Origin of the sequence: Methanosarcina sp. MTP4, from assembly GCF_000970045.1 — an archaeon.
In the GTDB taxonomy this organism is placed as follows: domain Archaea; phylum Halobacteriota; class Methanosarcinia; order Methanosarcinales; family Methanosarcinaceae; genus MTP4.
Window position 1 is genome coordinate 784,517 of sequence record NZ_CP009505.1, and the last position, 22,086, is coordinate 806,602.

Sequence of the window (22,086 nt, forward strand, 5' to 3'; positions counted from 1 at the left end):
ATCCTTTCGCTTCCTCTTTTTTGTTCTCGTTTTTCACTGTGCCCCCCTTCAGCAGCCCATTCTTGAATGTGTTTCTTTTATAGTGTTATACGTCGGATATTTGGGTTTACGGATATAAAGTTAATTAAAATACTTCTGACACCTTTAATCTTTTCATCTTACCTCAGCAGGAGACTCCCTCCTCGGCAGTTCCGGCTTGCCGGAAATGGCAGGTGGGGGAGGAATGCGTCAACTGTACCATCTGAACCAAGGTAGTACTCCTCGCACTCAGTCTCCTATATTTTTTCTTAATATTGACACTATCTGAAATTTTGTTTCCAAAGAGATCTGAGATCGAAAAATACCCACTTGACCGTTTGCCTCGAATGAACCCGATCCCCTTTTCTGTTTTTACAAGATCGAATTTCCTGAGCCCAAAAAGCTTTCCGGTAGGTATTTTCTTCTCGGATCTTTTCCCCCTCCGTTGCTGATAATCCCCCGCAGGAACGTGTTTTTTGAAGTAGATCGTATCATCCGGTTCTACTTTCTGATTGTCCCCACAACAGATAGCAAGCGCATCAAAATAATGCTTTTTTTCGAGTCCTAAAACCTGTTCTCGCCGGAACTTTGTTTCGTACCCAAACACTTCCTCAAAATTCCAGCCGGATTTCTTGATTTGGGACTTGACAATGCCAACTTCCGTGGCATGTTTCGTGTTTGACCTTCTCCCTGAAAGCTCAAATTCCCCGGAATGCAGGGCTTCGTGACAGGTTTCACAGAGCGTAATCAGGTTTTCCGGAGAATCTGTTCCCTGCTTTGACCTGAAAACGATGTGATGGCAATGTAGCCGGGAATCCTTTGACTTTCCTCGGCAATGCTGGCAGGTGTAGCCGTCCCTGTGCAAAACGTAAGCCTTGACATTGTAGAAACCTTTTAGGTCCCCTTCCTGATACCCTGTCCCTGAAACTTCCGGGTTTTTGATTTTGTGGATATCAAAGGAAGCAAGTTCGACCTTCCACTTCGTTACCGTAAGGAGGGATTCCACAAACCGTTTTTCCCTGAAATGAGATTCGAGTTTGCTTTTGATGGAAGGAGCTAACCTTCCTTCTCTCCTCGAATTTCCCCGGTTATCAAACCTTGCTGGCCTGTACCTTGTCTTCCGGCTTCTCCGGCTTCTCCGATACATCCGCCTTTGCTCCATCTTTTTCGAAACATCTTCTCTCAGGTAGATTTCTGACTGATACAGCACTTTTCCGGAAGCAATGGCGGCACATCCCACCACCTTAGAGCCGGTATCCATCCCGGCAGTTACGGGTTGAGTGCAGCTAATGCTTTCGAAAAGTAACTTGATTGTGAAGGGCGTGTTTCGGACCACTTTTGCCTTTCCTGTTTTGAGCAAGATCCTCGCTTTTGCCGGTTTCGTGGGCATGAGCGGGTTTCCATCTGTGTTGAGTACGAATACAAACATTCGTAATTGCTCCTATTGAATAGGGTTATGCGTATCCGGAATTGTGGACTTCCACTTTGCGAAGTGGAAGTGTTGCAGCGAAGCTGCAACAAGTCAATTCCGGTTTCCGGCTTCCTCTCAATCTGATATGGAACGGTTTGTATGATGCAAGCACTGTCCCTACCTCCCAGGACTGTTTAACCGGCATCCTTAGAGCCTGAAACTGAGGCGGCATTTCAGGGTAACTATGAAATTCGTTCCTATCGTTTCCCGATTTTCCTAAGCTCCGAATCGGGGGTCTGGTCAACCAGGGCTTTTGCAAGCCCCTTACTCTAAAATCGGAGATTTTAGGGAGGGGTAGTTGACTTGTAATTATTAATAAGAACTTATGCATTCTTCTAAATTTTAACTCCATAATAATAAATCAAAACTTTTGATTATTTCGGATGCGTGATCATGAATCTGCTGAACTCCTCCTGTTTATGTACATGTTTGACTTTTGGCATGAATGGGAATCGTTTTCATCCGAACACATCTAATAAATATATCTGTAATATTGTAGATTTTATTGTCAGTTTTGCTCATGATATTTTTTATATTATAATAACTTGAAGAAAATGGATAGCTATTTATACAATAAATCGGCATAGAATATATTGTGAGCGGGAAACTTTTTTCACATACCATACCCCCCACTCCCCATATGACCCCCCACTCCCCAACCCGCTCACAATCCCTTTACTAAAGTTTGACGAAAGTTAAACTTTGGGTTGGCTAAAGTTAAACCGATTTCAAGGTACTCTTTTTTGAATCCGGTTGTTTTTTAGTTATCTGGTTGTTTTTTAGTTATTTTTTCTTTCCTGAAATCACAACTCACTCAATTTAATTGCAATGCAGGTATCACAATGTCCGTGGTATTGATAAGATTCCTTACCTCATTCTTCCCTTTATCCTGATTACTTTTTCACATCTGGGTAGGGTAGACAGCATCATTCCCGGGTAAATATTTTTGAAATTTTTTTTGAAATATTGTAGAATAATCGGTCCCAAAAGTTCTACTGTAGGGCAAAATTTCTTCAACAAGATCCCTGTTAAATAATGACCGCTCTGCTGTTCGACTTTGCTCTTTGCTTTTTGCTTTTCAGGGTAAAAAGGGGGGTGAGGTGGTGGGCCGGAGCCCGGATCTTTCGAAATCGTTATCCTCTCACCTTTAAAAGAAGCCTCCTCCGATTATCAGGGAGGAGAATAGGATTGCTGCCATGTTTACTACTTTAATCAGGGCGTTGAGGGCAGGTCCTGAGGTGTCTTTGAAAGGGTCACCTACGGTGTCTCCGACAACAGCAGCTTTGTGAGCTTCCGAGCCTTTTCCGCCGTGTGCCCCGTCTTCAATGAGTTTTTTCGCGTTGTCCCAGGCTCCTCCGCCGTTGTCCATTATAAGGGCTAACATGAGCCCTACAGCAATGATTCCTATCAGGAATCCGGCAAGGGCTTTCGGGCCGAGGACCACTCCTACGAGCAGGGGTACTGCCACTGCCAGGAAGCCGGGCATTGCCATCTCATGGAGTGCTGCCTTTGTTACGATATCGACGCAGTGTCCGTATTCGGGCTTTTTCGTCCCTTCCATGATGCCGGGGATTTCCCTAAACTGCCTGCGGACTTCGTTTACAACTTCAAAAGCTGCTTTTCCGACAGCACTCATAGTAACTGCGCTGAACACGAAGGGCAGCAGGGCTCCCAGGAAAAGCCCGACAAGCACTACCGGGTCATCAAGGCTCAGGGCCTGATCTCCGAGGTTTACCTTGATACGGTAATCTGCGAAAAGGGCAAGTGCACCCAGGGCAGCCGAACCTATGGCATATCCTTTGGTAACTGCCTTTGTGGTATTGCCTACTGCGTCCAGGTCATCCGTAACCTTCCTGACGTCGGCAGGAAGCTTCGCCATCTGTGCGATCCCTCCTGCGTTGTCCGTTATAGGGCCGTAAGAGTCCAGGGCAACGATCATACCTGTGGTGGAGAGCATTGCAACGGCTGCAATGGCAATCCCGTAAAGCCCTATGCTGGAGTCTGCAGGTCCTCCTACGACAAAGTATGAAGCTAGGATTCCTACTACGATCACTACCGTGGGCATGAGGGTACTTTCAAAGCCTATGGACAATCCTGCGATCATGTTGGTCGCAGCCCCTGTCTCGGATGCGGCTGCGATGCTTTCCACGGGCCTGTGTCGGGTGTAGGTGTAGTACTCGGTGATTACTACCATGAGTACCATGATCGCGACCCCTACGAGGGATGCATAGTACAGACTTATGTCTCCCATCAGGGCGTCGGTCACTAAGTAAAATGCAAGCAGGCAGATCAGGGCAGAACCGCCTACCCCCTTGTAAAGAGCCCGCATGATATCCCCGTCCTTTCCTATCTTTACGAAGAAGACGGAAATGATGGATGCAAAGATTGCGACCGAACCCAGCATGAGGGGGTAGAGAATTGCATTTTCGAAAGTGTTGATGATAAGAGATCCGAGCAGCATGGCCGCCAGGGCTGTCACCACGTAGGTTTCAAAGAGTTCTGCCCCCATTCCTGCACAGTCCCCCACGTTGTCCCCCACGTTGTCCCCCACGTTGTCCCCTACGTTGTCGGCAATGACTCCGGCATTCCTCGGGTCGTCTTCGGGAATCCCGGCTTCGATCTTGCCCACGAGGTCCGCACCCACGTCTGCGGCTTTCATGAAGATCCCTCCTCCAACTCTTTCAAAGAGGCTGATAAGGCTGGCTCCGAAACCGAACCCTACGACCAGGTTCACATCCCCGTAAAGGGTGTAAAAGCTGCTTGTACCGAGTAGTGCAAGTCCTACAACTGCAAGTCCTGTCACAGCCCCCCGCGGAACGCAACGGACATTGCCTTTTCAAGTCTTGTTGAGGCGGCATGAGCGGTCCGGACGTTTGCCCTGACCGATACACTCATCCCGATATATCCTGCAGCAGCCGAACTTATAGCTCCTGCAAGAAATCCGACTGCTATTTTCATGCCGTCATCAAGCAAAAAGAGAATTAAGAACGCGAGAATGATCGAAACCACTGCGATCGTTTTGTACTGGCGGTTCAGGAAGCCATGGCCCCTTCCTGAATTGCTCCGGCTATCTCCTGTATTCTCTTGCTGCCGGCATCTTCCTTCAGGACGCCTTTTGCGAAAAAAGCGGCGAAGACCAGACTTATGAAACCTGCTAAAGGAGCAATAAATATTAAACCTTCCATAAATTTCCTGTCCTTTGGTTTATGATATTCTTTTACTTTTTATATTTCTTTCATCCTCTCTAAAGCTCCTATCCTTTAGCTTTAATTTCCCTCTCCTTTTTTCGTATTAATTCAATTATTATTTCATACATTTATCAGTTTAATATTATAATTAATCTAAGTGGCAGTTTAGTATTATTTTTATTAATCTGTATGCCACTTTTGTATTGTCTTTAAGTGTCTGAGCCTCACTTCAGATTCATTGCGTAAATAGTCATTTTTTATATATTCTTTTGTATCAGCTATCAGGTCAAAGGCTAATCCAATCCTTTTTTTAATTAATATTCATTAATTATTATTTTTTTATTGAGCTGAACTTCGGGTGACTACGATATTTATTCCCGGGTTGTTAAATCCGGGTTCATTGAATATTTTTCACTAATTTTTTTGGCGCTTTTGTTTGTCTAAATGTATACGGGAGTTGGGTGCAGGGGGTTGAGAATAGGTCCAAAACGGTTATTAGGTAAAAGAGTTTCACTTTTTATATCTCTCCCGTTCTAGATATTTTTATATACTATCAAATAGGTAACAAGTTACCGTATTCTTGTCATAGGGGTCGGGTTAAGGTTCTCCACCCTGCGTTCATCCTCTGGAAATTTATCCCGTGTCCAAACGGTAAACAAAATAGAAAAACACAACAGTAATTTATAAAAATATTTGGATAATGATCCCAAGATAAGATATAAATAAGATAATTGTAACTACGTCTGTGCTCATGGTGAAATATTAAGTGTCATGAGGAACTGAAATTGACAGCTTCCTCGGATTTTCAATCAGAAAAACGAATATGAATTTATATACCAAGACTCAATTCAATACTACATTAACTATTTCGGAGTGTTAAAAACCCAAATGTACTTTTTATGTAGTTCTCCGGCAGGATGGTTGAACTTATGGATATGTTAATTTACCTTGCACCAATATGTGCCCTAATTGGTCTGGTTTTTGCAGGTGTGTCCTACAAAAATGTCCAAAAAGAAGGCGAAGGCAACGATCTAATCAAAAAAATAACCGCGTCAATTCACGGTGGGGCCATGGTCTACCTTAACAGGCAATACCGTGCAATCACTGTTTTTGTCGTTATACTTGCAATTGTAATCGCGTTAATTTTGCCAAATGGCTCCCTCACTGCGTTATGTTTTGTCCTTGGTGCAGTGCTTTCCGCGACAGCCGGATATATAGGGATGTTTACAGCTACCAGTGCGAATGGGAGGACCACAAATGCTGCTACAAAGGGTATTGGTCCGGCATTTAAGGTTTCATTTGCATCGGGTACTGTTATGGGAATGAGTGTCGTAGGTCTCGGTCTTTTCGGACTGTCTTCTTTATTCATATTCATCACAAGTGTTTTTACGGACCTGGACACCTTAACCGCTGTGAACATTTTGGCAGGCTTTTCACTCGGAGCTTCATCCATTGCTCTCTTTGCCCGTGTCGGTGGTGGAATATTTACCAAAGCTGCTGATGTCGGGGCAGACCTTGTCGGAAAGGTCGAAGCCGGAATTCCCGAAGACGACCCGAGAAACCCGGCTGTAATCGCTGACAATGTCGGAGATAACGTCGGGGACATTGCCGGAATGGGTGCCGACCTTTACGAATCATATGTCGGTTCAATCCTTGCAACAATGCTTCTTGCAGCCGCAACAGCAGCAACTACTTTCCCCGGAATCGCGGTTGAGAACGTTATTCTGGTGCCTTTGCTAATTTCGGCCCTTGGAATTCTTGCATCCATCGTCGGTACTTTTTTTGTCCGTACAAACAAGACAGAATCTTCCGCAATCCACAGGGCGTTTAATGCCGGCTTGATCTCCGCAATCGCTATTGCAGTCATTGCATCATACTTCGTTACGGATATGCTTCTCGGGGAATACGGACTGAATGTCTTCTTTGCAACGGTCGCAGGACTTCTCTCAGGTTTCCTCATCGGGCAGATCACCGAGTACTACACATCATATGAACGGAAGCCAACTCTTATGATTGCAAATTCCTGTGAAACCGGCTCAGCTACAAACATCATCACAGGTTTTTCAAAGGGAATGGAATCAACTCTATGGCCTGTAATCATTATCTCTATTACAATCTATATTGCATTCCAGCTCTCCGGTCTCTACGGCATAGCTATTGCAGCCGTGGGGATGCTCGCAACCCTCGGTATCTCCCTCTCAGTCGATGCATATGGTCCTGTAGCAGATAACGCAGGCGGTATTGCGGAGATGTCCCACCAGAAAGAAGAAGTCCGTGAGATCACCGATACCCTTGATGCAGTAGGAAACACCACTGCAGCTATCGGGAAAGGTTTTGCAATTGGATCGGCAGCTCTTACCGCACTTGCCCTCTTCTCCTCATATGGGATTGCAGTGGGTCTCGACTCCATTGATGTTATGGACTCCAGTGTGTTTATCGGGCTTACTATCGGTGCGATGCTTCCGTACCTTTTCTCCTCTATGACTATCCTGGCAGTCGGAAAAGCTGCAGGTGAGGTCGTAGTTGAAGTGAGGAGGCAGTTTAAAGAGATCGCAGGTCTGATGGAAGGAAAAGCTGAACCTGATTACGAGAAATGTATTGCAATCTCAACCCACTCTGCCCTGAAAGAGATGATAGCACCCGGTGTGCTGGCCGTTGTAGCCCCGCTTTTAGTCGGACTTGTACTTGGCCCCGGCGCACTTGGCGGACTTCTTGCAGGTTCGGTGGTTTCAGGTTTCATGCTTGCAATCACGATGTCCAACGCCGGCGGCGCATGGGACAACGCAAAGAAGTATATTGAACTAGGAAACTACGGCGGAAAAGGTTCCGGTGCCCACATGGCAGGTGTCACCGGCGATACTGTGGGAGATCCTTTCAAGGACACGGCAGGTCCTGCAATCAACATCCTCATTAAGCTCATGACAATTGTGGCTGTTGTATTTGCACCCCTGTTTATCCTGTAATTTCCCCTTTTTTTCCCTTTTTTATTTTTTTTATTTTTTCAAGATTTGTCCTGATTGATGTTCTTTCCCTGGTGTTTGGATTTTTCTGCCTCTATTCTCCTTGTTCTGATTTTTTGATGCAATTCTTCTATCTCGGATTTTTCTCGATGGTATTCCCCGACACTCGGTTTTTTCTTGATTTCATTCCCCGATGTTCGGAGATTTCCCGATATCATTCGCTTAAATTCCGAGACCAATCAAAAAAATTATAGCCAAAATCTGCCCGAAGGCAAATTAATTCTATCAGATGGGTAGGGTAGTTGACAAAAAGGTAGAACTACAGGGTCCCGGGCATCCGATGAAAAATATTATTTCTGGGGGCAAGCGGTTAAAATTATCGTTTCGTGAGTTTTTGCTTGATCCTGAAAGTATCTGGGGTTGGGGGTCTGGATGTGGTGGGTCGGGGTTAACCCCTGATTTCCCTCGCTTTCTCTATATCTCCTGCTCTCGGGTGAGACGGCGCTTCTTTGTACAAAATAATTGGGTGTAATGAACCGGCTTCGGCTTTCTCCGAAGGTCCTTTTTTTAAGGGGCGTGCGGTCAGTTCACGCCCTTTACCTGGAGCAGCTGGAATTCTATTTCGTCCGGGACCGTGGCCAGGAAGACAAAGGCGTTATAGCCCAGTTTCTGGATTTCTTTGATTGCCATTGCCTGGGGTTCGGTCAGGTCTTTTGAGTCGCTTACGATGCAGAAAGATTTCCTGCTTCCCGTGTTAACCAGGAAGTTAAAGACTTCGGCATGGGTATTCAGGAAAGCGACCAGATTTTTCAGTTCTTCCCAGGTACTGCACATGTGGATGTTCTTGGAGCCCATGTTTTCCACGTACCAGTCCCGGCTCACGTAGGAATAGGAGGCGTACTGTTCGTTCAGTTCCTCGTAAGCTTTGAATATTTTGTTAATTTCCGTTCTCAGGTTTACCCATTTCCAGTTTTGTGTCTTGAAATAGCGGGCTGCCACGATTTCAAAGATTTCCTGCTTGTCTTCGCATTCGAGTTTCATTTTCTTCACACCTGAAATGTTTCATTTTGTCCATGTTTGAATTTCAGAGATCCTGTTTGAAGGTCGTGTTTGAATTTCAGAGATCCTGTTTGAAGGTCGTGTTTGGATGTCAGATGTCCTGTTTGAAGGCCGTGTTTGAATGTCAAAGGTCCTGTTTGAACGTATTATGTTTTGTCCCGTTTTTCCGGTATGGGGGAAGTTCCTGCCGGGGGCTGTGTCGATTAAAACCTTTTCGGATTCTCTGTGGAACTTTTTTGGAATATTTTCGGAACTTTTCCGGAATATGTGCGGATTTTTTTCCGGAATTCTCTGTTGATTATGTCAGTAAATATCTCCTGCTTTTTGGCTCAGAACTCGTCGTCCTGGGCGTAGCTCCTGTTAAAGCGAAGCGCCAGTTCCGCCCTTTCGAGCTCTCGTCCCAGATAGGCTGCGTGGTCGAGGCGGGAGATCAGTTCGAGCTCGAGCAGGGTGTCCATGACTTCTCTTGCGCTTTCTCCTGCCACTGAGGTTTTTTCATGTTCAGCCACGATAAGCCCGCCGTTTCCGCGAACCCTGTCTGGCATGATCCAGATTCGGATGGGGCCTGCAGGGTCCAAGCGCCAGTTTTTCGAAGCCTTTGCCTTAACTGCATTTTCGGGCAGGAAGCCGTCCGGACGCCTGCGTTTTTCTTTGATCCGGAGGAGGTCGAGCCCCAGATCCTTGGGGGAGCTTTCCCTTGTTTTTGCAAGTTGCATCATTTCGGAAGCCCTTTTCAGCTCTTCTATGGAACCCTGGGCTTTGTCACTGAATTCTGGGGTAAAGAGGATACTTGCCCCTACTTCGGCTCCGATCCCGCAGAGGGCGGCGTTGACGCCTATGGTGTCCACGTCCATTAGCTCTGTTACGTTTCCCACTCCGAAGAATACGGGGATTTCCGGATAGTCTCTGTGGAATTCCCTGTAGCGGACAATTGACTCCGTGATGTTGTGCCCTATTGGGTCAAGGACAGGGTCTGCAATTATTTTTTCAATTCCGAGCCTGCGGGCTGCTTTGATGTTCCGGACAAGGCTTTCCAGGCTCTCTCCTTCATCCGGAATTACCACTGCAGATGCTCCGGCTTTTGCCACAGTGGGCCCTGCGCTGTCCATGTTCGTCCCGTTCAGGCTCAGGACCAGGTCAGCCCCGGCTTCGATTCCTTCTTTGATAAGTACGGGGTCGAGGGTGTCGACGCTAATTGGGACTCCTGTCCGGGCTTTTGCCAGGGCGACCGTCCTGCCTACCTGCCCGGGCTCGGTGTTCAGGGAAGCTCCAAGGTCGATGATGTCCGCACCCCGGGCGATAAAAGCTTCGATTCTCCTCTCAAGGGTTCCGGGGTCAAGCTCGGCAGCTCCTACAATTTCTCCCATAACCTTCATGCGAGCTCCACCTCCGAGTTTTACTTCCCTAAGGGCCAGAAGGGGGTGGGCATTTTCTTCGGCTTCCTTTACGAGCTTCAGGGCCATTTCCCTCCGCACGTCTGCAAGGAGTTCACAGGCAGGAATGGTTTTAGAAAACTCCACTTTCCCGGCAAAGGGGAGCACGAAACCCAGGTCATAGGCGTGCTTTGGGCCGAGCCGGATTTTGCATCCGAGTTCTTCCGAAACTTTTGAAAAGTCTCCTGCAACCAGTCCCGGTACCAGGATCAGCTCGATTTTTTTTGAAAAATTCGCTTCCTGAAAGGCTTTTAATAGTTTTTTAGGAGTGATGAAGGCGGCGATATCTATGTCAACAACAAGGATGTCGGCTTTTTTCCCGACCGCTTTCCTCACGGTATTTTCTGCAAGCCTCCCGGTTGCAATTAAAGTATCCATGTTTTTTACATAGAACCGCTAATTAAAAAGAGTATCTATTCAGGAAAAACCCGTACTCCTGCTTGCAGCTGCTTCCTCTGCTCGAAAGAGTTTTCCCGGCTCTTTTGCGTTTTACTCTTGCATTGTCGCAGGGATTGGGCCCTCCCGGACCCGAAGCAGAGTTTCCGGGCTTTTGCCTGAACCTGTTTTAGTTTATGAAGTCAATGATCGAATTGTCGTTCTTTTTCCTTATTTCACCCATTTCTCCCCCTCTGGAGTCCTGGTTCACTCTTCCTAACCTTTTTGCCCGGAAGGCTTCGGCTTCGCTCTGGGGTTCCAGGATGCCGGCACCTGCCTGTGGACCGAGGATCTGGGCTGACTGGACGCCGGTCATGATTGCCATAACACGGACCTTGCCCTCGTAATCGTCCCTGATTCTTGCGCCCCAGATGACATTGGCGTTGGATGAAAGTTCGTAGGTGAGCATGGAGGCGATTTCTTCTGCTTCCTTCAGGCTCAGGTCCGGCCCTCCGGTCACATGCACCAGGCTCCCGCTTGCACCCTTGTAATCGACGTCAAGCAGAGGGTGGTTCAGGGCAGTCCGCACTACTTCCGTGCTCTTGTCCTGGCTCTTGGACTCGCCCACGAGCATTACGGCAACCCCGCCGCAGCTCATGATGGTCCTGATGTCGGCGTAGTCAAGGTTTATCAGGGAAGGCACGGTGATAGTTTCGGTTATGCCTTTTACGGTTTCGGAAATGAGCTGGTCCATGACTGAGAAGGCCTGGTCGATTGGCAGGTTGGGCACGTAGTTGAGCAGCCTGTTGTTGTCCAGGACGATCACAGTGTCCGCTGCCCGGCGGAATTCTTCAAGTCCTTCCTCTGCTTTGACAGTGCGGGCTCTCTCAACCCTGAAGGGGCTGGAGACCATGCCTACTACGATGGCTCCCTGCTCTTTTGCGACTTCTGCGACTACAGGGGCAACACCGGTCCCGGTACCTCCCCCGAGGCCTGCGGTAACGAATACAAGGTCAGCGTCTTTTAATACTTCTTCAAGAGTGCCTCTTGCAAGTTCGGCGGCTTTCTTCCCGGTTTCGGGGTACCCGCCGGCTCCCAGACCCCTTGTGAGGGTTTTTCCCACCAGGATCTTCTTGTCAGCCCTCACGTTGTCCAGATGCTGCTTGTCAGTGTTGATGCAGACGGTTTCCGCACCTTCAATCCCGATATTGTAGAGTCGGTTTATGGTGTTGTTCCCGGCACCCCCGCAGCCTATGATCATGATCCTCGGCTGGCCGAATTCTTCAAAATCTTCATCTGATGCCGCTTTTTTCCGGAATTCCTTCTCTTTTTCAGTATATTTCATTGCTTCCTGTACTATAGATTGCAATTCATCCCCTCGGCTGGATATTTTTTAATAATTGTGTTCCTTCAACTCCCCACCCTATGTTCAGGAGGTCACTTATTTTGGAATACTATTGAGTGAATTTTGAGAGACAACTAATGAAACATCTATAAATATTTCTATACGTCATCTTTAAAAGGCTGTTACTCAACTGATCTTAAATATTTTGGACCTATTTAAGGATTATACTTAAATTGTATATCAAGTTTATATATGTCACCCATAAATTTTATATGTGTTTCCTTTTCCCATCCCGAATCCAGGGATTTGCGGATAACATTAACCTGAACGGTGCCGAAAACCTTATATGCGATTGTCGAAATCTTCCACGGAATATCTCATCTCTGAGGAAAATTTCTCTGTCCTGATATGTCAGGGCAAATTTTTTGTTTGTTTGTTTGTTTATATTTTTTTTACGTTTTTTTATTTGGTATATATACTACTAATTCTATTTTTGTTCAAATCCCGGGACATTTAAGTCCCGAATTTCAAATTCGATGAAATCGTTGATATTGTTAGTATTTAAATAGAATCCTTAAATTTATATGTTTTGTGGTACCTGCCAAAAATTTGAAGGCAATCTTTTAATTTTTTTATGGGAAGTTGTATAACTTAATTAAAATATTTCTCAAAATATAACGTACAGGTACAATTCTTTATGGCTCAACTTTCCCCTTTTATTATTCCTCTTTCTTCTAAATTATATCCTAAAGTCCTCTCCCTTTCTCGACAGCTGTAGCTGGCAGGGGGTAGTTCACGCATAACAATTCAAATAATAATCTGGGAAAGCTTTAAAACCTGAAAACTATTCCTACTTTATCAAACCTTCTCAATGAGGCTAAAATAGTGTTAAAAGCGTTAATTTTTGATATGGATGGCGTCCTTGTGGATTCAATGCCCTTTCACGCGGCTGCCTGGAAAAGAGCTTTTCTGGAAATGGGCATGGAAATCCGGGATGAAGATATCTATGCAATCGAAGGTTCAAACCCTAACACCGGGTTGCCCCTGCTTATCAGATGTGCAGGGGAAGACCCTGAAGCTTTTGATTTTGAAGAAATCACCGCAATCTACCGTCAGGAGTTTGGAAAGATCTTTGAGCTAAAGGCTTTCGATGGGATGAAAGAGTGCCTTGAAACCCTGAAAAGCCGCTACCTCCTCTCAGTGGTCTCAGGCTCGGACAGGCTGATAGTTAACGGAATCTTGAACCAGCTTTTTCCGGGGGTCTTCGATGCCGTGGTCACGGGAGATGATGTTATCTATGCAAAGCCCCATCCGGATCCCTTCCTGAAAGCTGTCGAACTCCTGCAGGTCAGGAAAGAAGAATGCCTGGTAATCGAAAATGCTATTTTTGGGGTGGAATCAGCAAAGAGGGCGGACATTTACTGCATCGGAGTCCCCACATATGTCGATTTTGAGCAGCTGGACCGGGCTGACCTGGTGGTAGGTGGTCACAGGGAACTCATGGAGCACCTGCTGAGCCTGGGCTCTTCTCCTTCTATCTAATCTCTTTTAAAACAGCTCTAACAGTTTTTAAAACAGATCAAATTTCTTAAAAACAGCTTGAATAGCTTTGAAAATAGTTCTACTAACTTTAAAAACAGTTCTTATTCATACCCTGAACACGTTTTCTTTGTAAAACATTCTGTTTTTATGGAAAAAGAAAAAAAGAAATAGAAAAGGGGTGACTCTCCCGGGGGAGGTCACAGCAGCCTTACGGTTTCAAGGTTTGTAAGTGCCCTTGTCTCGATCTTCAGTTTCTTGTAAATCGAGCTTGCAAGGTCGATACAGGCCTTTTCTTCCCCGTGTTCGGTGAAGACCCTTTCGGGACGGGGCTGCATTTTCTTGATGTAGTCCATGAGCTGTCTTCTGTCCGAGTGTCCGGAAAAGCCGTCCACGACCTGCACTTCCATGTTCATTTTGAGGATTTCGGTGCTTCCGTTCTTTCCGGTCATGGGGATTTCCTTCCAGCCTTTCTGGATCCGGCGCCCGGTTGTCCCGTCAGCCTGGTACCCTACAAACACAAGGGTATTGCGGGCGTCGCCTGCAAAATTCCTGAAGTATTCCATAACCGGCCCGCCGTTCATCATACCGGAGGTGGAGAGGATAACGCAGGGGTGCGGGTTCTGGATGATCTTCTGGCGCATATCGTGGGAATCCACGGGCTTGAAACACTCTGCAAGGAAGGGGTTCTGGCCCTTCTGGAAGATCAGTTTCCTCAGGTCGTTGTTAAGGTATTCGGGGTGGGTAGCATGGATCGCAGTGGCTTCCCAGATCATCCCGTCCAGGTAGACAGGGATATTGGGGATGATTCCTTTCCTTATGGACTCCTCGAGCACGATCATGACTTCCTGGCTGCGTCCTACCGCAAAAGCCGGAATCAGGACAAGCCCTCCTCTCTCAATGGTTTCCTTAACAATCCGCTGGAGGTTCTTTTCAGAGTCCCGGAGAGCTGGCTGGAAGGCGTTTGCATTCCCGTATGTGGCTTCCGAAATGACGGTCTCAACCCTGGGGAACCTGTTGACTGCAGGGTCAAAGAGCCTGGTCTTTTCGTACTTGTAGTCCCCGGTGAAGACCACATTGTGGAGCCCGTCCCCAATATGGAAGTGGGAAATTGCTGAGCCCAGAATGTGGCCTGCGTTGTGGAAGGTCAGTTTGATGTCCGGGGCAATGTCCGTAACCTCTTCGTAGTCCAGGGGGAGGGTGTGTTTGAGGGTCTTTGTGATCATCGCTGATTCGTAGGGGATCTTCTTCCCTTCTTTTGCTGCCACGTCGATGTAGTCAAGCTGGAGCAGCACCATCAGGTCCCTGGTGGGAGGGGTACAGTAAACAGGCCCCTCATAACCGTACTTGAAAAGCAACGGGACCAGGCCCTGGTGGTCCAGGTGGGCGTGAGTTACTATCACAGCATCGATCTGGTTAAGGGGAAAAACTTCCGGGACATAGAGGTAAGGGGTCATGTTCTCGTCGGAACCTACGTTGACTCCGCAGTCAATCAGGACCCTGGACTCCGGGGTTGAGAGAAGGAAACAGCTCCTTCCGACTTCTTTGCATCCCCCTAGTGTGGTGACCCTGACCCACTGGTCTTTTGAGGTACACTCCCTGTGGATCTTCCTCCCCACGGTTTTCAGGATTTCCTTCCTTTCCTTGAGGTTGTTCCTCATGAACTCCCTTATGTTTTTAACAGTTCTGGATTTAATAGGTGGGGTCCTGGCGACCTTGGGGATCCACCCGATCTGTTTTGTGATCTCACGGAGAGTTGCGCCGTGTTTTCCGATGACAAGTCCCGGCTTTTCGGCTTCTATAATCACTTCTCCGGAGTCAGGATCAAAGTAGTAACTTGAGATTACGGATTCCTTTGGAACAACTTCTTCGATGATAGAAATAGAGTCTTCGGGAGTTGCAAGCACCCTCGGGTCCGGGCGCATGGCAATGCGTGTCCGGAGTTCCTTTGCCAGGTTGCGGATGATATTTCCGTCGTCAGCGAATTTGCGGGGTTCTTCTGTATAAAGTACGAGCTGGGGGCCCTCGAATTCGACGTCGGTTATCGTAACTCCTGCCGGCAGATTTCTCTCAATTTTCTTTTTGAGGTCTAATAGCACGTCTTCAATAGGCATTAAAAATCTTCCTTTTTGTCAAAAAATCAAAAAATGTAAAATGATGGAAAAAAATTGTATTGGTAAAAAGATGTTAGTTTATATTTTAAAATAAACAACCAACAGTTTAATTTTTTTGTTAGTTGAATAATGCCCTCTTGGCCTTTATAGCTTCCGGATCCAGCCTTGTGAATGTCTCCTTTGTGATTACAACCGCATCAACGTTTTCTCCGGAAGCGGAGTCCCTTTTCATTGAGTTGTGGATCGCCCGGACTGCAAGGTCAAGCCCTTCTTCTACTGTCATGTCTTCCCTGTAGTGGTCTTCAAGGACGCCGTAAGCCATGGGTGAACCGGAACCTGTGGCTGAGATCTTTGTCTCTTCAATGCTTCCTCCCAGCGGGTCCAGGGAATAAATGGAAGGGCCATTCTTGTCCATGCCTCCGATAAGGAGCTGAACCATCAGTGGGTAATAGCGGTTTGCACTAAGTAAGTTGGACATCAAAGTGGTGATCCCTTTGATTGTCATTGATTCGTTCCTGCGCATCTTATAGAGTTTCGACTCCACACTGATAAGCCGAACCAGCTGCTGGGCGTCGCCGACAGAACCGGCAGTTGTCATCCCAACCAGGTCGTCTATCTGGTAAACTTTCTTTGCAGTTTTACTTGCAATGAAGTTCCCCATTGTGGCTCTCTGCTCGCTTGCGAGCACTATCCCGTCGGTACATACTACTCCTACGGTAGTTGTGCCCTTCAGATATTTCTCATTATCCATAAACATACCCTCATAATTAAACTTTAAAATGAGAAAATGTTGCTAAAAAAAATGTTTTGGTTGAGGTGAGCATTTTTAGCTTGAATTGCAGGATTCGGCAATTCAATTCTTAGTTTGAACTGCAAGATTTAGCAACCCATTATCTCATTATTAATTTCGATATATATAACTTTTCCTCTGATTTTTTTAATAATAGTTTTTTAATGTATCTTCAAGAGGCTGCTTCCGAAAAATTCTATGGGATTCTTTTTCGTTTCACAAATGCAGTCTCACAAATGCAACCTGCAGTTTCCTTTAAAGGCCCTTCCGGCAAAGAAACTTTTTAGAAGTGTATTTTCATAGGTCCGTTTTAGAACCGTTTGACACAACCGTTTTATAGGACCTTTCCGCAGAACCGTTTGATACAACCTTCTTATAGAACCTTTTCGCAGAGATTCAACCGTCTCATAAAAACGTTCCATGCAGGTGCGCTTTAATTAGCAGGAAATTTCCTCTATTTCTTCTGCGAGTTTTTCAACTCTCTGGGTCACTTCTTTGCCGATATGCTTTTTCTGCATTCTGCCGACCCTTTCTTCAATCGTTATCCTTCTCGTGCCCCCGACAAGGTTGTCTGCATGGGCGACGATCTTTTCTTCCAGGCTCCGGGGGAAATAATCATAGGCTGGAAGCCCTATCTCTTCTGCTTCCTCCTCTGAAATCCCGGCTCCGATATGCCTTTTTATGATCTCTGCAATTTTCGGGTCAAGTCCCAGTTCCCTGGCCAGCTCGAATCCTTCAACAGCATGAGAAATTCCGTGTGTTCTGCAACGCCCAAGATCGTGCATCAGGGCTCCTGCTTCCACCAGCCGGATGTCCACTTCCTTTCCGTTTGCCCTGATTTTCTCTGCGATTTCAACAGCCAGTAAAGCTACTGTCTTGCAGTGTTCTATTACTTTTGGGGAACAACCTGCCTTTTCGAGTATCCTGATAGCTCTTGTTCTTGAGATCAATACTCGAGACTCCTTTCAGGCGGAACTCAGGGCCTCCAGGCGTTTTCTAAGGGCTTCTACGAAGACGCTGTTGTCATAGTAAACAAGGTCTTCTCCGCACATCGGACAGAGAAACTCGGTTTCCGTGGCTTCGTCAAAGAGGAGGCGAACACAGCTCTGGGGGCAGACATAAAATACGTTGCCTTCTTCAAAATCAAGGCGGGTTTTCAGGTTTCTCATCAGCTTTTTCTTTTCCCTCATCAGCTGGTGTTCGATGTCCGAAAAGTTGAGGTGCCAGAGGTATGTAAGCCAACCGCTGTTGGAATCCCGCTCCCTTGCAACTATTGCAAATTTGTTCTCGTAAAGTATGAATAGAGTTCTTCTTACCGTATTTAGCAAAACCCCGCTTTTTTCCGCAATTTCTTCGTCCGTAACTTCGCCTTCGGGCATGTTCTCAATCATCTTGAGCCCTTCTTCCCCTACAAGGCTCATAAGGTACCCTCGAATAACCTTATCTTTTAAGTCGATCAACATGTTCACCTCGTGAATCCTTATAAGAATGGGACATCCCAGTATTAAAGTTTACATTCCGGATACTTTTCCGGAGCTTTCCTCAGCCCGAGATATCTCGGCATGCAGAAGCATACCCCTGCTTCAGGTCTTCCCGGCAGGGCTCAGGTACTCCCCCTGTTTTTCCATTTCTCTGTCAATAAAAGCTTTTATTCTCTCTGCCCCCTCTTTAAGGGAGTGCAGGGCTTCTTCCCCGGTTGGGGCACATGCGAAGAGAGATGTCAACGGCTCGTCAGGCCCGGTAACGGATCCCGAGCAGGGGATGTCCGCACTTTCTTCCCCGAGGATGACGTCCATGAGTGTCCGGTCTATAAAAAGTTCTCGATCCGAATAGAGAACTCCCCTGGCAGCAAAACGTTTTGTTGAGGGTTTTTCCGGAATCTCCCCGCGGAAACAGTTTACATGGGCTTCGAAAAGGTTCAGGTCCGTGGCTCTTTCAACCGTATCCAGGCTACCCTGGAACCTGGGGTTTATTTCAAGCACTACCGGCCCTTTTTCCGTAAGCAGGAAATCCACGCCGTTCGAACCCAGGAGCCTGAATTCGAGCATCAGTTCTTCTGCCAGTTTTTCCATTTCCCCTGCATGTTCCGTCCTGAAAGGGGTAACGTTCCCGCAGTAGGCAAAAGGCATCCTCGAAAGCCAGAGGGTCCCGATAAGCTGTTCGTTTACGGCGAGGGACAAGGCTTCTTTTTCCGTTGCAAGTAAGGAGACGCTTGACGGGGTACCTTCAAGGAATTCCTGAACCATTATGTCCGTTTCTCCTGTCGGGTCCAGAAGTGAGAACTCCTCGAGCACAGCCCGGAATTCTTCCCGGTTTTTGGCAACCCTGTTAAATATTCCTCCCCCTCCTGCCGCAGGCTTGAGCATTACCGGAAATTCGATTGCATCGGTCTCTTCCGGGGAATAGCATGCAGGATGTGGGATCCCCAGGGTTTCAAGCCTTTTTGCCAGGCGCCGCTTGTCAGAGGCTTCTTTTACGGCTTCGGGGGGGCTGGCAAGCACGGGGCAGGGGAAATTCCGGCAGTCCAGGTATTCAAGCCCTGATCCCGGGACCACAGCATCGAAATCCAGGCCGAAGCCTTCCATCTGTTCCAGGATGCGGGCAGGGTCAAGTTTCCGAAGCTCTCTCGGGTCCCTGCACTCAAGCAGGGCCGAAGCGTATGTACATTTTCGGAGGTCATGGTCCCTGAAGGCGTCAATGGAGCAGACAGTATGCCCTGCCCTTTTTGCGGAACATACAATGTTGCGGGTGTCAAAGCCGATAATCAGGATATTCTGCATGTTTTTCCTTTTCCCTTTCCCTTTCCTCTTATTTTTCCGGATTTTTGTTCAGGGGTTCGTTTCCCCTATTTTATTTTTTCCGGATCTCATTTTAGGTCTTTCGTTTTTCCTGTCTTTCTTTTTTCTGAGGAAAGTCGTGGCCTTACAGGGCAAAAAGCCCGTACAGGGTCTTCAGGACCGGGATCTCGCTCCCGGCTCTGGCACTGAAGGAAACCGGTTTTTTTATGGCAACGGTTTCATAGGTCCTGGGGTCAAGCACCAGGATTGCGTGTTCTTCGATGGAGACCAGCACGGTCATGACCGCATCGTTGATATGTGCCACCTTTTCAGCACCTTTCAGTTCCTCCGCGGGGATTGTGAAGCGGGACCCGTCTTCCAGATATATGCCGTTAATCCTTTTCCCGGAATTCTTGATCTCGATTACTTTTTCCCTGTACCTTATTATGTCCCCGGACCTAAACTCGGGCAGGCGCATGGAATATGTTATTCGGTAGACGTTTTTTCCGTCTTTCATTCCCACGAGGCTCGGGGATTCGGAATAGCTGCCCCCCATTTCCGAGACAATGAGCCGGCAGACCTGTTTGCTGGCGTTCATGGAACCCATGTAAAGGTCTGCCCCTTCTTTGAGTTCCTGGGTGTCGGTGATGAAGGCAAGGCGGTCTCCTTTTTTCTTCATCTGCTGCATGGTTTCCCTTGCTATTGCAACGGAACGCCTCTTCTCCTCTTCGGTGGGAAGTCTCCCTGTTGCCCTGACCTGAATAATTGCTTCAAAGTACCCGCCGGCTTCCCTGCTGCACATGTCGCAGGCTTCCCTGCGGACCCTTACCTCGGTTTCGGCTTCGGCATGTACGTTTTCTCCCCTTACCAGGGCATCGACCTCCACCCTCACAATATATATGTAAGGCGTAAGCTGCCTGGGTTCAAGGTAGATTTCAATATCCTCTGCTTCCGCATGGATTAAGAGGGCGTCTTCTACGTCTTTTTCCACCACTTCTTCCAGTTTGCCGAAATCTTCCCAGCGGCTTTTGTGAAAGTACGCACCGCAGCGGGAACAGATCCTCAGGCTTATGACCAGGGGAAGTTCGATAAGTTTGAAGTTTTCAAAGAAGCAGTCCCTGCAAACGGAATCAAGGAGTTTCTCACATTCTCTGCCGCATTTCGGGCATATTATGTAATTCATCTGTAATCCTTGCTAAAATGTCTTTTGGCTTTTCGTTCGGGAAATAAGGCTATACGAGAACCTGAACGATCCACCAGTCTAAGTACGGTTATACTATTTAACTGTAAGGAGTGACCACTCTCACGACTAAACCGTGGCTTTCTCCTAACCCCTTACGCCCCGCTTTTTGTAAAGTCCCTTTGCATGAGCCATTCCCTGCGCGGAAGGTTTCTTTGCACGACAAGGAAAACTTTGTCCGGAACCGGAACTTTGTCCGGAAATTGTTATGTAAAAAACGGAGGTTCGTTTTTGTTGTTTTTTGGATTTGAAATCGGGGGTTAGCCCCTCCGAAACGTTCTTTCGTAACTGAATAACACTCTAAAAATAGAAAAAGTATCCGTGTCAGAGTGACACGGACGCTGTTGTATTTTGTTCACATTCGTATTTATTTGGGAGGCCAGTTCTTCTCCATCCAGCCGGGGATACGGCCGGAGTCCATTGGGCCTACCATGACGTTTGCACCGAGGGAGTCCTCAATGTCACCCTGGAGGCGGGCGGAAAGACCCGGAACGATAAGGGTGTTGTGGTTTACGTCCTTTTTAAGGTCGAAGCCGGCCTTGTCAAAGGCGTCCTTTACCTTGTCTGAGGTCAGCTGGCCACCGGCAACGGCAGCTTCCACGCCGATACCGTCGGTGTCAACTGCAAGCAGCCAGCAGTCTATTCCGTTGGATGCAATGTCGCTCTCTACCGTATAGTAGGTAAGGGCGAAGTTTGTGGTGAAGAACACCGGGGAATCTACTGTCGGGCTTCCTACCTGGTACATGGCACCGTCAACGGCTACAGGGGTTCTTGGGTCAGTGTAGATGGTGTCTACCAGGTGCATCTCAGGCAGGACGGCATATGGCTCCATGCTGTGTAGGATCATTATGTCGCCGTATCTGATGGTGAACATTGAAGCCATCACGGTTTCCCAGTACGAGGCACTGACAGGGTCCTCGATTCCTGCCATCCAGGCTGTGAACGGAAGGGCCAGTATCGGGTATGCAATCTCGACGTCCCCATCGATTCCTGCTCTCCTGATCTTCAGGAAGTTGGTGAATGTGTCCTTCAGGCCCTTGCCTACCGGAACGGTTCCGGGGTCAAGGACAATGTCCTGAATGCCTGCCTCGGCTAAGGTCTTTGCGAGGGTCTTGAGGGCATCAAGGTCATTGAGGGCAGAAACTACCACAGGCACCTTGTACTCAAGGGCAAGTTCTCCTACTTCCTTCCAGTTGTCCTTGTTTGCGGCGTAGAGCAGCGGGTTCTTGTCCTTTACTACTTCAAGGCCTGCTTTGAGGACTGCAGGATCGAAGGAACATAGGATTAAGGGGAGATCTGTTGTCTCTGCTACCTTCTTGACGGCTGCTGCGAACTTTGCGGGGTCTCCGGAGGCTGCCCTTACTGCCACACCGTCGAGGAGGAGGTAGTTTCCTACATAGAACTTCCTGAAGTCAGCAATCTGCTTCACTCTCTCCACAAGGGCAGCTTCTTCCATGTTGTCTGCCACATCGAAGAACATCTTTGTCTTGTTGAAGAAAGTGAGCTTGTGGCGGTACAGGACATCGTCCCCACCGATCTTTGCTGCTTTCTCGCCTACACCGATGATCACTTCACGGATTTCGGGAGCAAGGAGCCCTTCTAGTTCTGCAAGCTTCTTTGCGAACTTCTTTTCCTTAACCAGGGGTGGGCAATCTGCAGTCTTACCGGACCTGTCGATCAGCTTTGATGCAAAGGCCATACAGGTGGGTTCCCCACATTCTCCACAGTTTGTCTGGGGCAGGTACTTGTAGGCTTGTAATGGGCTGTTTATTTTCAT

At 47.5% G+C, this 22,086-nt stretch carries 13 protein-coding genes and 1 pseudogene; 2 read left to right on the forward strand and 12 right to left on the reverse strand.

Annotated features, from left to right (window positions below):
• Positions 1-163: 163 nt before the first annotated feature.
• The gene (gene iscB, locus MSMTP_RS03610) at positions 164-1,447 is read right to left on the reverse strand and encodes an RNA-guided endonuclease IscB (RefSeq protein WP_048177862.1); all 1,284 of its coding nucleotides are present in this window, start codon (positions 1,445-1,447) and stop codon (positions 164-166) included.
• A gap of 1,189 nt (positions 1,448-2,636) precedes the next feature.
• Positions 2,637-4,674, reverse strand: a pseudogene (locus tag MSMTP_RS03615) (sodium-translocating pyrophosphatase).
• A gap of 932 nt (positions 4,675-5,606) precedes the next feature.
• Here MSMTP_RS03615 and MSMTP_RS03620 point away from each other — a divergent pair.
• Positions 5,607-7,640, forward strand: a complete 2,034-nt coding sequence (locus MSMTP_RS03620) for a sodium-translocating pyrophosphatase (protein ID WP_048177863.1) — start codon at positions 5,607-5,609, stop codon at positions 7,638-7,640.
• Between the two features lie 579 nt (positions 7,641-8,219).
• Here the strand turns inward: MSMTP_RS03620 and MSMTP_RS03625 are convergent.
• The 3 genes from MSMTP_RS03625 to ftsZ form a co-directional block, all read right to left on the reverse strand.
• A complete protein-coding gene (locus MSMTP_RS03625) occupies positions 8,220-8,678 on the reverse strand; it encodes a hypothetical protein (protein WP_048177864.1) in 459 nt (152 codons plus the stop codon).
• A gap of 347 nt (positions 8,679-9,025) precedes the next feature.
• Positions 9,026-10,507: a dihydropteroate synthase-like protein gene (locus MSMTP_RS03630; RefSeq protein WP_048177865.1), complete on the reverse strand. Its 1,482-nt coding sequence runs from the start codon at positions 10,505-10,507 to the stop codon at positions 9,026-9,028.
• A gap of 187 nt (positions 10,508-10,694) precedes the next feature.
• Positions 10,695-11,873: a cell division protein FtsZ gene (gene ftsZ / locus MSMTP_RS03635; RefSeq protein WP_048177866.1), complete on the reverse strand. Its 1,179-nt coding sequence runs from the start codon at positions 11,871-11,873 to the stop codon at positions 10,695-10,697.
• A gap of 861 nt (positions 11,874-12,734) precedes the next feature.
• Here ftsZ and MSMTP_RS03640 point away from each other — a divergent pair.
• Positions 12,735-13,391 (forward strand): HAD family phosphatase, encoded by a 657-nt coding sequence (locus MSMTP_RS03640; protein WP_048177867.1) that lies wholly within the window; start codon positions 12,735-12,737, stop codon positions 13,389-13,391.
• 197 nt (positions 13,392-13,588) lie between these two features.
• Here the strand turns inward: MSMTP_RS03640 and MSMTP_RS03645 are convergent, their stop codons facing one another.
• From MSMTP_RS03645 to acsC, 7 genes are all read right to left on the reverse strand, one after another.
• Positions 13,589-15,502, reverse strand: a complete 1,914-nt coding sequence (locus MSMTP_RS03645) for a beta-CASP ribonuclease aCPSF1 (protein ID WP_048177868.1) — start codon at positions 15,500-15,502, stop codon at positions 13,589-13,591.
• Between the two features lie 118 nt (positions 15,503-15,620).
• Positions 15,621-16,253, reverse strand: a complete 633-nt coding sequence (psmB, locus tag MSMTP_RS03650) for an archaeal proteasome endopeptidase complex subunit beta (protein ID WP_048177869.1) — start codon at positions 16,251-16,253, stop codon at positions 15,621-15,623.
• Positions 16,254-16,729: 476 nt separating this feature from the next.
• The gene (locus tag MSMTP_RS03655; protein WP_048177870.1) at positions 16,730-17,242 is read right to left on the reverse strand and encodes a TIGR00295 family protein; all 513 of its coding nucleotides are present in this window, start codon (positions 17,240-17,242) and stop codon (positions 16,730-16,732) included.
• A gap of 15 nt (positions 17,243-17,257) precedes the next feature.
• Positions 17,258-17,752, reverse strand: coding sequence for a transcription factor (locus tag MSMTP_RS03660; protein WP_048182614.1), 495 nt, complete (start codon positions 17,750-17,752; stop codon positions 17,258-17,260).
• A 123-nt stretch (positions 17,753-17,875) separates the two neighbouring features.
• A complete protein-coding gene (locus MSMTP_RS03665) occupies positions 17,876-19,072 on the reverse strand; it encodes an ATP-grasp domain-containing protein (protein WP_048177871.1) in 1,197 nt (398 codons plus the stop codon).
• A 142-nt stretch (positions 19,073-19,214) separates the two neighbouring features.
• The gene (locus tag MSMTP_RS03670; protein WP_048177872.1) at positions 19,215-20,252 is read right to left on the reverse strand and encodes a 60S ribosomal export protein NMD3; all 1,038 of its coding nucleotides are present in this window, start codon (positions 20,250-20,252) and stop codon (positions 19,215-19,217) included.
• A 424-nt stretch (positions 20,253-20,676) separates the two neighbouring features.
• The gene (gene acsC / locus MSMTP_RS03675) at positions 20,677-22,086 is read right to left on the reverse strand and encodes an acetyl-CoA decarbonylase/synthase complex subunit gamma (RefSeq protein ID WP_048177873.1); all 1,410 of its coding nucleotides are present in this window, start codon (positions 22,084-22,086) and stop codon (positions 20,677-20,679) included.

What these genes read in the sequence shown, in the direction of transcription:
- iscB (WP_048177862.1), bottom strand. Translation starts at nt 1,447, where the DNA reads ATGTTTGTATTCGTACTCAACACAGATGGAAACCCGCTCATGCCCACG.
- MSMTP_RS03620 (WP_048177863.1), top strand. Translation starts at nt 5,607, where the DNA reads ATGGATATGTTAATTTACCTTGCACCAATATGTGCCCTAATTGGTCTG.
- MSMTP_RS03625 (WP_048177864.1), bottom strand. Translation starts at nt 8,678, where the DNA reads ATGAAACTCGAATGCGAAGACAAGCAGGAAATCTTTGAAATCGTGGCA.
- MSMTP_RS03630 (WP_048177865.1), bottom strand. Translation starts at nt 10,507, where the DNA reads ATGGATACTTTAATTGCAACCGGGAGGCTTGCAGAAAATACCGTGAGG.
- MSMTP_RS03645 (WP_048177868.1), bottom strand. Translation starts at nt 15,502, where the DNA reads ATGCCTATTGAAGACGTGCTATTAGACCTCAAAAAGAAAATTGAGAGA.
- psmB (WP_048177869.1), bottom strand. Translation starts at nt 16,253, where the DNA reads ATGGATAATGAGAAATATCTGAAGGGCACAACTACCGTAGGAGTAGTA.
- MSMTP_RS03665 (WP_048177871.1), bottom strand. Translation starts at nt 19,072, where the DNA reads ATGCAGAATATCCTGATTATCGGCTTTGACACCCGCAACATTGTATGT.
- MSMTP_RS03670 (WP_048177872.1), bottom strand. Translation starts at nt 20,252, where the DNA reads ATGAATTACATAATATGCCCGAAATGCGGCAGAGAATGTGAGAAACTC.
- acsC (WP_048177873.1), bottom strand. Translation starts at nt 22,086, where the DNA reads ATGAAAATAAACAGCCCATTACAAGCCTACAAGTACCTGCCCCAGACA.